Here is a 13,536-nt window from a genome sequence, read left to right as displayed (position 1 = left end):
AACCTGTCCCGTTCAATCCGTCACGGCTACTGAAGCAACAGACTAAACAGAACCGCCCCGGCGCAAAAGGGGCCGGGGTGATTCTGTGGAGGGCGAAGAATCAGAACAACTGGCGGAGATTCGTCTTCGCGAGGTCGACGAGTTCATCCCCGCGGCCACTGAGGACCGTCCGCACCGCATAGAGCGTGAAGCCTTTTGCCTGCTCAGCGGTGACACTCGGCGGCATCGAAAGCTCCTGGCGCTCGGTGACAACATCCAGCAGCGCCGGGCCGTCGTGCGCGAGGAACTCCTCGACGGCGGCTGGAAGATCCTCAGCCTTTTCCACCCGGATCCCCTTGATATCCATCGCCTCGGCCACTTTCGCAAAGTTGGGATTCTTCAGCTCGGTGCCGAAATTGACGATGCCGGCGGCCTTCATCTCCACCTCCACGAAGTTCAGCGAGGAGTTGTTGTAGACCACGGTCTTGATCGGCAGCTCGTTCTGGGTGATGGTCAGCAGCTCCCCCATGAGCATCGCCAGCCCACCGTCACCGGCGAGCGCGATCACCTGCTTCTCCGGCTCGGCCATCTGCGCGCCGATCCCCTGCGAGATCGCGTTCGCCATGGATCCGTGGCTGAAGGAACCGAGCAGCCGGCGTCGTCCGTTCATCGTCAGGTACCGGCAGGCCCAGACCACGGGTGAGCCGACGTCGGGAAGGAAGATCGCGTCGTCGTCCGCGGCGTCGTTGATCAGCTTGGTCAGGTACTGGGGATGAATGGTCCGCCGCGAAGGCGTCGCCAGCGCGTCAAGATCCTTCCGGGTCTTCGCGTAGTGCTTCGTCGCACCGTCAAGGTGCCGGGAATCCTGATGTACATCGAGCTTCGGCAGCAGCGCCTCCACGGTGTCCTTGACCGACCCGACCAGCCCGACGTCCACCGGGGTGCGTCGGCCGATCTGGGATCCGCGGATGTCGACCTGCACCACCTTCGCGTCCTCGGGATAGAACTGCTGATACGGCAGGTCCGAGCCGAGCACCAGCAGCGTCTCGCAGGCCGCCATCGCCGCGTAACCGGAGGAGAACCCGAGCAGCCCGGTCATTCCAACGTCGTAGGGGTTGTCCCACTCCACGTGTTCTTTGCCGCGCAGCGCGTGCACGATCGGGGCCTGCAGACGCTCGGCCATCGCCAGCAGCTCGGGGTGAGCTCCAGCGGTGCCGGCACCGGCCAGGATCGTCACGCGCTCGCAGGTGTTCAGCGCCTCGGCCGCCCGGTCCAGATCGGCCTCGGCAGGAACGACCCGGGAGTGCATCGGCCGGATGGTCTCAGCTTCGGCCTGGCTATCGGCGAGCGCCACGTCTCCGGGGATCACCAGCACGGCTACCCCGCGCTTCTCGATGGCCTCGCGCATGGCGATGCGCAGCAGCCGCGGCATCTGGTCCGCGTGGGCGACGTGCTCCACATAGACGCTGCATTCGCGGAATAGCTCCTGCGGGTGGGTCTCCTGGAAGTAGCCGGACCCGATCTCCTCGCTGGGGATGTGCGCGGCGATCGCGAGCACCGGAGTCCGCGAGCGCTGCGCGTCGAAGAGGCCGTTGATCAGGTGCAGGTTGCCCGGCCCGCAGCTTCCCGCGCAGACCGCGAGCTCCCCGGTGACCTGGGACTCCGCGCTGGCGGCGAAGGCAGCCGCCTCTTCATGGCGGGTCGGCACCCATTCGATGGTCCCCGCGGCGCGCAGCGCATCGGTCAGACCGTTGAGCGAATCCCCGGAGATCCCGTAGATCCGCTCGACTCCGCTGGCGTGCAAGGTATCAACAATGTTCCGTGCGACTGTCGGCATGAGCGTCCTTCCCTTCAGGGTCGCCGCTCCCCGAGTAAAGGCCACGGCGCGTATGTCCGCAGTCTAGAACTCCGGGCCCCGTGCGCCTATGGGCCAGGTCGTGCGGAGGACGACGACGGCGGGCCCTGTTCAGCGGCCGAGGCACCAGCCCCACGTAGGCTGGCTCCATGCCGATCTATGACTCCCCCGCTGAGCACCCCATCCTGGGGGCCAAGTCCCTGCAGTCGACGCCGATCTATGACCTGGTCGAGGAGACCTTCAGCTTCGGCAAGAACGGCCAGACGCTGACCCGCGCGTTCCTCAAGCACCTCAGCGCCGTGGCCGTCCTCGCGATGGACGAGCAGGACCGGGTGCTGCTGATCCGGCAGTACCGGCACCCGCTGCGGCAGAACATGTGGGAGATTCCGGCAGGACTGCTCGACGCCGAGGGTGAGCCGATGCTCGACGCCGCAGCGCGGGAACTCCACGAGGAAGCCGACATCAGCGCCGACACCTGGCACACCCTGGCGGACTTCCACACCAGCCCCGGCGCCTCCAATGAAGGCATCCGGATCTACCTGGCCCGGGGCATCACCGAGACGCCGGAACATGACCAGCACGAGCGCGAGGGCGAAGAGGCCGAGATCGAGAAGGCCTGGATCCCTCTGACTGAGGCTGTGCAGGCGGTGCTCACCGGGCAGATCCGCAACCCCAGCGCCGTGACCGGAGTCTTGGCGCTGCACGCGATCAGGACCGGTGCCGGGGAGCTGCGCGACTCTCGTGCACCCTGGACTGATCATCCCCGCGGCATCAAGCCCTAGGCGCCCACTTCCCTCTTCTCGAGCAAGACTTCCCGGTCCCCGATGGCGTTACGTCTTCAGGTCATCGAGGACCTCGAGCGGTGACTCGACATCACCGCGCCACGCCTCGATCCCTTCACGCAGCGCAAGGGCCGCGATGACCAGTGCAGCCACGGAGTCGGCCCACATCCAGCCGAAGAGGGTGTTGAGCAGCAGCCCGAGAAGCACCGCCCCGGAGAGATAGACGCAGAGCAGCAGCTGTTTGGCGTCGGCCTGGACGCTCTTGGATCCGAGTTCGCCGCCGGTGCGGAATTCGAACCAGGCGAGCAGCGGCATGACCACCAGGCTCGCCACGGCGATGCCGAGGCCGACCGGACTGTGATCGACCTGCTCCACCCCGGTCAGGGTGAGGAACGCGTCGATGCTGACGTAGGCGGCCAGGGCGAAGAAAGCGATACCGATGGCGCGGACGGTGGCCTTCTCCCACCGTTCAGGATCCTTTCGGGTGAACTGCCAGGCCACCGCGATCGCCGAGGCGACCTCGATCACGGAATCGAGTCCAAAGGCGATCAATGCCGTGGAGGAGGCGGCCACCCCGGCCCCGATCGCCACGGCAGCTTCGATCACATTCCAGGTGATGGTGAAAGCAACGATGAGCCGCACCCGACGGTGCAGCTTCGCCCGCCGCGTGGGCGTCACGGACTCCGGGCTCATTGACGCTCCACAGTTGCCGAAGCTTCACGACAACCAGACACGGAACAGGCCGGGTCCATACATGGCACGCTCTCATCCACCGCGAGAGTCACCTCCAGCAGTGCGGTCAGGGCGACGGCGAGGTGTGGGTCAGCTATGGCGTAGCGAGTCTGGCGCCCCTCGGTCTCAGCGACCACGATTCCGCATCCCCGCAGGCAGGCGAGGTGGTTGGAGACATTCGTGCGGCTCAGTGCGAGTTCACGTGCGAGCTTCGCCGGGTAGCCCGGTTTCTCGAGCAAGGACAGCAGAATTCGGGAGCGAGTCGGGTCCGACATCGCCCGTCCAAGGCGGTTCATCACCTCCGCGCGGGAAACATTGGTCAGCATGGGGTGACTATACATCGAGCGCTGACCTATCAATCCAGGCGCCAGACTCTTGACCCATGCTCAGGACCTCTTCTAACGTGTAAGCAACTACTTACGCATTGGAGGCGCTCTTGCCACCCAAGGACCCATTGAGCGTCACCTTCAGCGCCCTGGCCGATCCGACCCGTCGGGACATCCTGGACAGACTGCGACGCCGGCCGCTCACCGTGAGCGAGCTCGCCAAGCACTACCCGATGAGCCGCGCCGGGGTCTCCCAGCATCTGAGCGTTCTGGAGCGGGCAGAGCTGGTGAGCCGCAATCGCCGCGGGCAGTGGATCGACTGCTCGATCACCCCGGCGTCCCTCGATGAGGCATCCCAGTGGATCGAGAACCAGCGCAGGCAGTGGAATGAGCGGCTGGATCACCTTGAGGAGTACCTCAACAATCACCCATCCAAGGAAGATGCATCACAGAAAGGCGAAGAGCAATGATCGATGAATCCAAGGGCTTCACCCTGGTGCGGACGTTCGCGGCCACGCCGGAGCAGGTCTGGACTGCGTGGACAGACCCCGATGCCGCAGCACAGTGGTTCCACCCCGAGGGTGCCACCACACCGCGGGAGTCGGTCGAGATGGACGTGCGCGTGGGCGGACGCTACACCTACACGATGGTCAATGATGAGGACGGCACCGAGGTGGTCACCGCCGGCGTCTACCGGGAGGTCTCCCCCTTTGAACGCCTCGCCTTCACCTGGGGTGACCCGCACAGCGATCCCGACGACGCCCCGGTGGTCACCCTCGTCCTGGCCACCACCGACGCGGGCACCCAGCTGACCTTCGACCTCCGCGGTGCAGAGGGCGCCAAGGGGGACAACTTCTTCTACGACGGCTGGGACAGCGCGCTGAATGTCCTTGACTCCTTCCTCCAAGACGACAGCCACAGGTCGACTACCGCTCAGAAATGAGGCGACCGTCACGGATCGTCACGGTTCGGTCGGTCAACGTCGCCATCTGCGCATCATGGGTCACGATCACCGTTGCAGTGTTGAACTGACGCGTGGTGCTGACGAGCAGTTCGAGGATGGATCGGGCCCGCTCGTGATCCAGAGCGGAGGTGGGCTCGTCCACCAGCATCACCGACGGTCTGCCCATGAGCGCGCGGGCGATGTTGACCCGCTGGCGTTGACCGCCGGAGAGCTGGTGCGGACGCCGGTTCGCGACAGACGCCAGACCGACCAGATCCAGCAGTTCCGCACCCTGTTCTTCTGCCGCCTTCAGCTGCCTGCCTCGGTCGCCGCGCAGATGAGCAGTGAGCACCAGCTGTTCCAGCGCGGTGAGGCTCGGCAGGAGGTTGGGCTGTTGGAAGATCGTGCCGACCTGGTCTCGGCGCAGCGTGGTGAGCTCGCGCTCAGCCAGTCCGGTGAGTTCCCTGCCGGCGAGGTGCACCGCGCCGGAGCTGGGTCGGATGAGTGCCGCGGCCACGGCCAGCAACGATGATTTTCCCGAGCCTGAAGGCCCGACGAGGGCTGTGACGGTCCCGGCCTCTGCGCTGAAATGGACCGCATCGAGTGCCCGAAGCGTGCGGGCCTCTCCGTTCTCGTCGACGCCGTCCGGATAGGTCAGGGTCACGTCCTCAAGCCGAAGAGCAGCGGCATCTCCACAGGTTGGGGCCGGTGGTGATGGCATGGGTGTGGTGTGGATCGACGTCATGCTCAGTTTCCTCCGAGTGCGAGAAGTGGATCGACGCGGGAGACGCGTCGAGTCGTCAGGGCCGCACCGGCAACACCCAGTGCGACGACCCCCAGAACGGGGGCCGCGACGGTCAAGGGCGTCAGCACGAACGGCACCGCGTTGCCGATGAGCAGTCCCCCTGCCCAGGCGGCCGCACTGCCGGTGAGGGCGCCGAGAGAAACCACGATGGCCGCTTGGGTCAGCGCGTCGCGGACCAGGTAGCCGCGGGAGGATCCCAGCGCGCGGAGAACCGCGAGGTCACGCGTGCGCTGGATGGTCCACACGGTGAGAAATGACACGACCACCAGCGCGGATATGCCGTAGAGGAATCCCTGCATCATCACCAGTGAGCCGCGCTCTGACTGGTAGGCGGGCAGAGCGTTGAAGGCTCCCTGAGTGTCGGTGGAGACAGTGCCAGCCTGGTCATTGACCGTGGCGAGGGCCTCGGTGGACAGATCATCTGCGGCAGCTCGTCCGGCTGCCTCAGGCACCGCGAGAGCTGGAACCGCGGCAGCGGGTACCGCGAGAGCGGTCGCCACAGTGTCCTCGCCCAGATGAGCGATGCCCGCGAAGTCTTCGATGGACGTCCAGACCACCGGGACGTGACTGTAGAACTCGTCGTCGACCATCCCGGCAACGGTGAACTCACCGGAGGACAGGCGCAGGCTGTCCCCCAGTGCCAAGTCGAGATCCTCTGCGATCACAGAGCTGAGGATCACCTCGCCTTCACCCGGATGCGGCCGACCTTGAATCGCCTGCAGTCCCGGGGCAAGCGCGGTGTCCTGCTCCACGCTGAGGACCGCGACCGAGGCCGCTGTCCGGCTTGAGCCCTCCTCCGCGTCATCAGCACTGGTTTCAACCCGGGTCTGCGTCACTCCCAGTCGCTCCACGGCGCCTGCACCCAGAGCCTCCTCCCAGATGTCCAGCTCGGCTGCGGTGATCCCTGATTCGGTGAAGGAGGGATGATCATCCGCGTCCGCTGGCGCGCTGAAGATGACGTGTGAGGCGTCGAGTCGCTCCAGTGCTGAGGTGTTCTGATGACCGAGACCGTTGGTCAGGCCTGTGAGCAGCACCAGGAGCATGGTGATGAGCGCGACGACTCCGCCGATCAGCGCGAAGCGCCCTTTGGCGAAGGTGATGTCCCGAAGGGATAAGTACATGGCGACTCCAGAGAGCAGGTGTTGGGTGATGATCTTGCTCTCCAGAATTCTGGAATCAGGCCGCTCAGGGATCGTGTGATCGGTTGATCCCGCAGGTCCCTTCGGTGGACGCCAGGCTCAACCGAATGGTTGATCCGGCGGGGAGTCCGCCTCGGTACGATGATCAAGTGGACGACCACGGCCCACGAGCATTGTCACTTGTCGTGGAGCAGTCGAGGAGGGCATCGCTGGTGGGAGAGGTCTCCACGCCCGACATCCTGCGTGGTCTGAGGATCAGCCTGCATGTCAGCTTCGCCGCCCTGCTGCTCATCGGAGTGCTGCGCGTCGTCGTCGGCATCCGTTCTGCCTTCGGGGGCGAATGGCTCGTCGTCTCACTCAGCATTCTGCTGGCGTGCATCTACGTCATCGGAACCGTCTGGGAAAGTCGGTTCGCACAAGGTCAGACCAGCCGCAATCCCCGACGCTTCGTGCTGCCGTGGCTGGGCGCAGTCACCCTCGTGTGGGCGGTGATGACGCTGGCCAGCCCCGACTTCTCCTGGGTGGCGTTCCCGCTCTTCTTCCTCTACCTGGTCGTCCTGCCGACAGGACCGGCGATAGCGAGCATCGTGGGTCTCACAGCGGTGGTGATCGTGGCCCAGTTCATGCACGCGCCGTCGGGTGATTTTCATCTGGCAATGGTGATCGGGCCATCCCTGGGAGCCGCTTTCGCTGTGGTCGTCGGCTTCGCCTACCGGGCGGTATACCGAGACAACGAACGCCACCAGCGAACGATCCGTCAGCTGCAGGCAGCTCGTCTGGAGCTTGCCGAGCAGGAACAAGAGGTGGGGCGCGCAGCCGAACGGGAAAGACTGGCCCGCGAGATCCACGACACCCTCGCCCAGGGACTGTCCTCGATCGTGCTGATGACCCGCGCCGCACGGCAAGAACTGGAGAATCAGCACCCGGACAGGGCGCTCGAACGCATCGACGTGATCGAGGAGACGGCGGCCGAGAACATGGCCGAGGCCCGACGCTTCGTGCGGGATCTGAGCTCACCCGCCCTGGACTCCGACCTCCTCACCGGCCTCCGCGAGGTCTGCACCCGGACTGCCGAGCGGGCGCACGCCGAGGGACAGGAGCTGCAATGCAGGTTTCGAAGCGAAGGCGAGCTGCCTGACCTGCCGCTGAACCACCGTGCGGTGTTCTTGCGTGCAGCCCAGTCGCTGCTCGGCAACGTCGTGGCCCACGCGCGCGCTCACACAGCCGTGGCCACTCTGCAGGTCTGGCCCGATGCGGTCTCATTAGACGTGGTCGACGACGGGATCGGCTTTGCCAACGACGACGACACCCAGCTCGAACGACCAGACGCCCCCAGCTACGGACTGGCCAAACTCGCGGCGCGCGCTCGCGAGCTCAACGGAGCACTGACCGTCGAGTCGGCTCCGGGCAAGGGCACTGCGGTGAACATCCGACTTCCCCTGGAGGGCCAGTGACACCCGGACCGATGACACCTGAAGCCACGACACCCGGCCCCATGACGCAGGTGCGCGTCCTTCTCGTGGATGACCACCCCGTGGTCCGCTCAGGGGTGAAGGCGCTGCTGGAAGCTTCAGGGAAGCTGCGCCTGACCGCAGAGGCCGGCACCGGTGAAGCGGCGTTGGAGATCCTCGCGGTCTCTGCCCAGGAGGTGGATGTGGTGGTCATGGATCTGCAGATGGGTGCAGGCATGAGCGGGGTCGAAGCCACGAGAATGATCACCGCGGAGCATGACCTTCCAGTGCTGATCCTGACGACCTTCGACACCCAGGCCGACATCGTGGCCGCCATGGGTGCCGGCGCGATCGGCTACCTGCTCAAGGACGCACCGTCGGAGACCGTGCAGCACGCGGTGCTGGACGCCGCGGCGAGGAAATCCGTGCTGTCGCCCTCCATCACCGCGCAGATGATGAAGCGACTCGCGTCACCAGCGACGGCGCTGACTCCGCGTGAGATCGAGATTCTGCAGCAGCTGGCCACCGGAGCCACCAATCGTGACCTGGCCCGCGTGCTCTTCATCTCGGAGGCTACGGTGAAGACCCACCTGGTCCACATCTACGACAAGCTCGGCGTGGAGAATCGCACGCAGGCCATCGATCGAGCACGCGCTCAGCACATCATCTGACCTGGCCATTGCTAGGCTGACTGCGCTTTATCGCGGTCAGCAGCCCTCTTCTCGGGCCTTCCTCATCTATGAAAGGGCTTCAACGCCGTGCGTACGGAACAACAGGCCTTGAAGGTCTCCCTGGTGGGAGTCCTGATCGTCTCTGCGCTGGGAATCGGGTTCGGCGTCGTCTCCGGATCGTTCGCCATCCTCTTCGATGGTGTCTTCTCGCTGGTCGATGCGGTGATGTCAGTCCTGTCGATCACTCTCGCGGGACTCATCGCGAAGTCAGCATCCAATGCGCTCTCGAAACGGACACATGATCGATTCACCATGGGTTTCTGGCATTTCGAGCCGATCGTCCTGGCGGTGAACGCCCTGCTGATGATGTCGGTGGCCGCCTACGCACTCTTCCAAGCGATATCGGCTCTGCTGACGGGTGGCCGTGATGTCGAGTTCGGCCCCGCGGTGGTCTACGCCGCCGTTGTAGTCGTGTTGACCCTCGTGATCGGGTTCATCGAGCATCGAGCGAACAAGAAGCTCGGCTCAGCTCTGGTCGCGATGGACGTGAAGGGCTGGATCATGGCCGGAGGAGTGACCGGAGCTCTGCTTGCGGCCTTCTTGATCGGCATGCTGATCGAGGACACCGACGCCGAATGGGCGATGCCCTATGTCGATCCAGCGGTGCTGGCGATCGTCGCTCTGATCCTTCTTCCCATGCCGTTCTCCACATTGCGCAGGGCCCTGGCCGAGATCTCCCTGGTGACTCCACCCGAGCTCAAGAGACAGGCCGAGGGAGCAGCCCAGGACGTCACCGAGTCAGAAGGCTTCACCGACTATCGGGTCTACGCTGCGCAGCAGGGACGAGCGCGCACGATCGACGTCGTCTTCTACGTTCCCACAGGCATGGGGCTGCGATCCTTGGAGGACTGGGATCGCATCCGTGACGAGACCCGAGCGCAGCTGGACGGTGAGGACCCGCACAGTTGGATCACAGTCTCCTTCACCACGAAGACACCACCTCCGCAGCCGCAGCCCTGAGAACACCTTCGCCGCTTCTGCCCGATCGAGCAGAAGCGGCGAAGAGAGACCCAGCAGAACCGTCCGGGGAGATTCCTAGATGAAACCTGGCACGAGGACCGCCACCAGTACGTTGACGGTGGCGAGGATGCCGGCCGCGTGGGTCAGCTTCTCGCTTGCCCGCTGGTTGTTCTTGCGGGACTTGCTCGCGGCGATCTCCAGTGTCGCGACCACGGCGAGGGAGACCAGCAGCTTGATCCCGATCTTGAGATGGTTCACATCGGCGCCTCCCCAGAGGTCGGCGGCCTCGCCCAATGCGACGATCAGCAGGCCGCTGAGAAGCAGGATGCGGCCGCCCCAGACCATGACTGGCCAGGGTCGTGGCTTGCGAAGGACCACGAAGTACCCGCCGATGACGGCAGCCATCGCGAACAGGTGGGCCAGGACGCTGAGGTCGTAGATGATATCCATACCTCCAGCCTATGGAATGAGCCAGAGGTTCAGGCGCGCAAGGTGTCAACCGAATGGTTGATCTTCACGGCACTGACGAGCCGGAGCCTGATCAACTGGCCTGCTTCTTCTGGCTGGAGCCGCTGTCCTTCGAGGAGTTCTTCGAAGAACCACCCTTCGCGGAACCCTGAGATCCCTCACCTTTGGAACCCTCAGACTCCCCAGCACCCTTCCCCGAGCTCTTCCGCCGGGAGTCCACCGACTGCTTCAGCGCCTCCATGAGGTCGATGACATTGCCATCGCCGTCGTCCTCATCCTCGACGTTGCCGAAGGTCGCGTCGGTGTCGATGTCCTCGCCGTGGGCGAGCTTCTCCTCCACGAGCGTGTGCAGCTGGTCCTGGTACTCGTCCTTGAACCGCTCCGGGTCGAAGTCCTCGGCGTAGGACTCCACCAGCGAGGTGGCCATCTCCTGTTCCTTCTTCGTGAGCCGCGACTTGGGGATGTCGAACTCCGGTTCGCGCAGCTCATCGGCCCAGCGCAGCCCCTGCAGCACGATCACGTCCTCACGGACCCGCAGCACCCCGAGCCGGGTCTTCGTGCGCAGCGTGAACGTCACGATCGCGACCCGGGAGGACTCCTCCAGGGTTCGACGCAGCAGCACATAGGCCTTCGCAGACTTCCCCGCAGGCTCCAGGTAGTAGGACTTGTCCAGCACCATGGAGTCGATCTGGTCCTCGGGTACGAACTGCTCCACCGCGATCTCCTTGGAGTCGTCCGCGGGAAGCTCCCCGAGCTCCTCCTTGGTGAGCACGACGGTGGACTCGCCTGAATCGTAGGCCTTGTCGATGTCCTTGTAGTCGACCTTCTCGCCGCAGACCTCGCAGTGGCGCTGGTAGCGGATCCGCCCGCCGTCCTCGTCGTGGACCTGATGCATGGTCAGATCGTGGCTCTGCGTGGCCGAATACAGCTTGATCGGCACCGTCACCAACCCGAAAGACACATCGCCAGACCAGATCGCCCGCATGGGTCACTCCTGAGGTTGTTCGTCATGGGTTCTTCGTCATTGCTCTTGGGCTAATGACATCACAGCCGTCTGGGTCCGGACAGATAGAGCGGACGACGACGGCGCGGGCTCGGCTGGGAGACGCGGCGGCGGCAGGGGAGCTGGGCCAGCGGGTAAGCCGCGATGAGCAGCCTCTGAAAGCCCCACACACACGGAGGGGCACTGCCGATCATCGACAGTGCCCCTCCGTGGAAGTCTGAGATTCAGCGCTTCTTGCCGTTGTTCTCGTACTGCGAGAGTGCCAGGCCCAGTCCGAAGAAGGTCGGCGCCCACTGGCCGACGAAGATGCCCCATCGGTCTGCCTGCGGCTTGGAATCGTCATTCTTGTAGCGGGAGAGCGCCCAGCTGCCGAAGGACAGCCCCACTGAGACCAGTGCGGCGTTGTAGGCGTGCTCGGAACGTAGACCCAGATTATGCAGTGTCGTCAGCATGTTGACTCCTCAAGAACATCGTTGTCAGTACCCGGACAAACTCGGCACCTGACTTCAACGTATGGTCGCCGCCTGGTGACTTCATGGTTCTTACCTCCACCTAGGCTTTGCACGCCGGAGTGCCAAGCCTAGGCGCGCGGCGGTCAGCTCAGCGCGGAGTGGTAGGCAGCCAGGCCCAAAGTGCCCAGCACGGCCGAGACGTCCCGTGGGGATCGAACACCAGCCGACGACGGCGGCAGGTGGGCTGCCAGATGCACCCACTCCCCTGCGTGGTTGGGCAGGGAGAGCACTGAGCTGTATCCGCGCTGCGCGCCGGCGGCGGTGAGCTCCCAGCCCGAGAGGGTCTGGTGCGGCACTCGTTTCGGCCCGAAGCCTGGGAGCGCCGCGGCCAGGCCGGCGGGTTCGAAGACCTTGCCCATCCAGCCGTGGAGCCGGTGACGGGTTTCGGAGGAGACTCCCCCGGCTGCGGCTGGACCGTTCCCGGTTTCGCCCGGGGTCCCAAGCGCACGCAGCAGCTGCAGGTTTGCGGAAGGAGTCGTCTCACCGACGAGCCCCTCGCCCCATGATTGATCGCGCTCCAGGCCGGTCAGCCGAACAGCATCGAGGCCCAGCTTCGCGACCAGGCCCTGGGCTTCGGTGAGCAGGTCGACTCCCTCGGACGCGGCGAAGTCCAGCAGCGCGAGCACACAGGCGCCGTCGCCGGTGGAGAAGACCAGTTTCACCGCGTCGTCAACACTGAGCGTCAACTCCCCGGCCATCAGTCGCAGCGTGCCCGAGCGGGCTCCGACGCGGTGATCAGAGGTCACTGTGAGCGGACGCCCGAGGAAGCCCCCGTCCCCCTCGGCGAGGTGGGCCAGGGTCAGGCCGAGCAGCAGCTTGCCCGTGCCTGCCAGGTCGTGCGGTTCATCCGCCCGGGATTCGGCAACCACCCCAGTAGATTCAGCAGACCCAGCGGCGCCCACGGCGAAACGCGCCTCCGGATAGGTCGCCGCACATTCCTCAACGCTCAGCATCTTCACCTCAGCGACCAAGGGCCCACTCCTGAACTGCCAGTCCCAGCTCGGCGAACAGATCAAACGCCGCCACCCGCCCGGGGACCCCGGAGGGCAACACGGTCGGGATGTTCTCGGCGTAGGCCGCGACTGCTGCCAGAGGTGCACCCGACGCCGAGAGCGCCAGTCCCACCTGGGAGAGGCTGCGCAGCCCGCGCCCGTTCTTCTCTGCGAACCGGATCTGAGTACAGGCGACCCCCAGCGCCGGGGTGAAAAGCCCGAGCATCGCATCACGCGCGAACTCGCACAGCTGCTGCGACAGCATCAGCTCAGCGGCGGCGAGGTCATCCACGCACCCGCGGCCCAGCTGCTCCAGCAAGCGGGACTGATCCCGCGCCGTCGTCGTAGTGAGGGTGTCCAGTGAATGACTCCAGGTCAGGTCTCCGGTGCGGGGGAAGATCTCGCGGTGCAGGGTGGCGTGGAGGCCCATCCAGGCGCAGTAGTCGTTGACCCATTGCAGCGGGTCAGGCCGGACGGAGCCGATGGCGGCGAAGACCAGCTGGGTGCAGATGTTGTCCGAGGTGCTCATCATCTGCAGCAGGCAGTCGCGCAGGCTCAGCGAGATCCCAGCGGAGAGGTTGCGCATGATCCCGGCCTGGACGCCGTCCTTCATCTCCTCGGTGATCACCGAGCGGTCTTCCAGGCTCAGCTCGCCGGTCTCCACCAGTGCGAGGCAGGCCAGCAGCACGCTGACCTTGCGAGTGCTGAAGGAGGCGGCGGCGCGGGTCGAGTCCTGGCCGACGACCTCGCCGGTGCCGATCGCGCGGATCTCCCAGGACAGCGCGAAGGGCTGGTCTGCGGCAAGGCTAGTGATGGTGGACTCGAGGTGCTGCAAGGACTGCTCCACAAGGCTCCTCA

General features: G+C 65.2%; 16 protein-coding genes. 6 read left to right on the top strand and 10 right to left on the bottom strand.

What is annotated here, in order from left to right; genetic code table 11:
* Positions 1-100 precede the first annotated feature (100 nt).
* Positions 101-1,816 carry a ubiquinone-dependent pyruvate dehydrogenase gene (gene poxB, locus LTH96_RS02710; RefSeq protein WP_241464205.1) on the bottom strand — a complete coding sequence of 572 codons (1,716 nt, stop codon included), beginning with the start codon at positions 1,814-1,816 and terminating at the stop codon, positions 101-103.
* A 167-nt stretch (positions 1,817-1,983) separates the two neighbouring features.
* Here poxB and LTH96_RS02705 point away from each other — a divergent pair, with 167 nt between their 5' ends.
* The gene (locus LTH96_RS02705) at positions 1,984-2,616 is read left to right on the top strand and encodes an NUDIX hydrolase (RefSeq protein ID WP_241464204.1); all 633 of its coding nucleotides are present in this window, start codon (positions 1,984-1,986) and stop codon (positions 2,614-2,616) included.
* 48 nt (positions 2,617-2,664) lie between these two features.
* On the opposite strand, the gene LTH96_RS02700 is transcribed toward LTH96_RS02705, so the two are convergent.
* Together LTH96_RS02700 and LTH96_RS02695 are read right to left on the bottom strand one after the other, a co-directional pair.
* Complete coding sequence (locus LTH96_RS02700) at positions 2,665-3,309, bottom strand: cation transporter (protein ID WP_241464202.1); 645 nt, start codon at positions 3,307-3,309, stop codon at positions 2,665-2,667.
* Entirely contained in the window at positions 3,306-3,674 is a 369-nt protein-coding gene (locus LTH96_RS02695) for a helix-turn-helix transcriptional regulator (RefSeq protein ID WP_241464200.1), read from the bottom strand. The genes LTH96_RS02700 and LTH96_RS02695 overlap by 4 nt, the downstream gene beginning before the upstream one ends.
* 128 nt (positions 3,675-3,802) lie before the next feature.
* On the opposite strand from LTH96_RS02695, the gene LTH96_RS02690 reads away from it, so the two are divergent.
* Positions 3,803-4,144, top strand: coding sequence for a helix-turn-helix transcriptional regulator (locus LTH96_RS02690; protein ID WP_241464198.1), 342 nt, complete (start codon positions 3,803-3,805; stop codon positions 4,142-4,144).
* The gene (locus LTH96_RS02685) at positions 4,141-4,617 is read left to right on the top strand and encodes an SRPBCC domain-containing protein (protein ID WP_241464197.1); all 477 of its coding nucleotides are present in this window, start codon (positions 4,141-4,143) and stop codon (positions 4,615-4,617) included. Before LTH96_RS02690 ends, LTH96_RS02685 begins: the two co-directional genes overlap by 4 nt.
* Here LTH96_RS02685 and LTH96_RS02680 read toward each other — a convergent pair.
* Both LTH96_RS02680 and LTH96_RS02675 read right to left on the bottom strand, forming a co-directional pair.
* Complete coding sequence (locus LTH96_RS02680; protein ID WP_241464195.1) at positions 4,601-5,338, bottom strand: ABC transporter ATP-binding protein; 738 nt, start codon at positions 5,336-5,338, stop codon at positions 4,601-4,603. The genes LTH96_RS02685 and LTH96_RS02680 overlap by 17 nt on opposite strands.
* 26 nt (positions 5,339-5,364) lie before the next feature.
* A complete protein-coding gene (locus tag LTH96_RS02675; protein WP_241464193.1) occupies positions 5,365-6,543 on the bottom strand; it encodes an ABC transporter permease in 1,179 nt (392 codons plus the stop codon).
* Between the two features lie 230 nt (positions 6,544-6,773).
* Between LTH96_RS02675 and LTH96_RS13145 the strand changes: the two genes are divergently transcribed.
* From LTH96_RS13145 to LTH96_RS02660, 3 genes are all read left to right on the top strand, one after another.
* Positions 6,774-8,015: a sensor histidine kinase gene (locus LTH96_RS13145; protein ID WP_241464191.1), complete on the top strand. Its 1,242-nt coding sequence runs from the start codon at positions 6,774-6,776 to the stop codon at positions 8,013-8,015.
* Positions 8,016-8,056: 41 nt separating this feature from the next.
* Positions 8,057-8,683: a response regulator transcription factor gene (locus LTH96_RS02665; RefSeq protein ID WP_241464190.1), complete on the top strand. Its 627-nt coding sequence runs from the start codon at positions 8,057-8,059 to the stop codon at positions 8,681-8,683.
* Positions 8,684-8,770: 87 nt separating this feature from the next.
* A complete protein-coding gene (locus tag LTH96_RS02660) occupies positions 8,771-9,703 on the top strand; it encodes a cation transporter (RefSeq protein WP_241464189.1) in 933 nt (310 codons plus the stop codon).
* A 75-nt stretch (positions 9,704-9,778) separates the two neighbouring features.
* On the opposite strand, the gene LTH96_RS02655 is transcribed toward LTH96_RS02660, so the two are convergent.
* The 5 genes from LTH96_RS02655 to LTH96_RS02635 all read right to left on the bottom strand — a co-directional run bounded on the left by LTH96_RS02655 (position 9,779) and on the right by LTH96_RS02635 (position 13,525).
* The gene (locus LTH96_RS02655) at positions 9,779-10,153 is read right to left on the bottom strand and encodes a hypothetical protein (protein WP_241464188.1); all 375 of its coding nucleotides are present in this window, start codon (positions 10,151-10,153) and stop codon (positions 9,779-9,781) included.
* A 91-nt stretch (positions 10,154-10,244) separates the two neighbouring features.
* Positions 10,245-11,132: a Ku protein gene (locus LTH96_RS02650; protein ID WP_241464187.1), complete on the bottom strand. Its 888-nt coding sequence runs from the start codon at positions 11,130-11,132 to the stop codon at positions 10,245-10,247.
* Positions 11,133-11,398: 266 nt separating this feature from the next.
* Complete coding sequence (locus LTH96_RS02645; RefSeq protein WP_241464186.1) at positions 11,399-11,626, bottom strand: hypothetical protein; 228 nt, start codon at positions 11,624-11,626, stop codon at positions 11,399-11,401.
* A gap of 143 nt (positions 11,627-11,769) precedes the next feature.
* Positions 11,770-12,657: a serine hydrolase gene (locus LTH96_RS02640; protein WP_241464185.1), complete on the bottom strand. Its 888-nt coding sequence runs from the start codon at positions 12,655-12,657 to the stop codon at positions 11,770-11,772.
* Positions 12,647-13,525 carry a serine hydrolase gene (locus LTH96_RS02635; RefSeq protein ID WP_241464184.1) on the bottom strand — a complete coding sequence of 293 codons (879 nt, stop codon included), beginning with the start codon at positions 13,523-13,525 and terminating at the stop codon, positions 12,647-12,649. Before LTH96_RS02635 ends, LTH96_RS02640 begins: the two co-directional genes overlap by 11 nt.
* Positions 13,526-13,536 lie beyond the last annotated feature (11 nt).

It is taken from the genome of Nesterenkonia sp. LB17 (genome assembly GCF_022565915.1).
Taxonomy (GTDB): Bacteria; Actinomycetota; Actinomycetes; order Actinomycetales; family Micrococcaceae; genus Nesterenkonia.
This window is presented reverse-complemented; position numbering and strand designations above follow the sequence as displayed.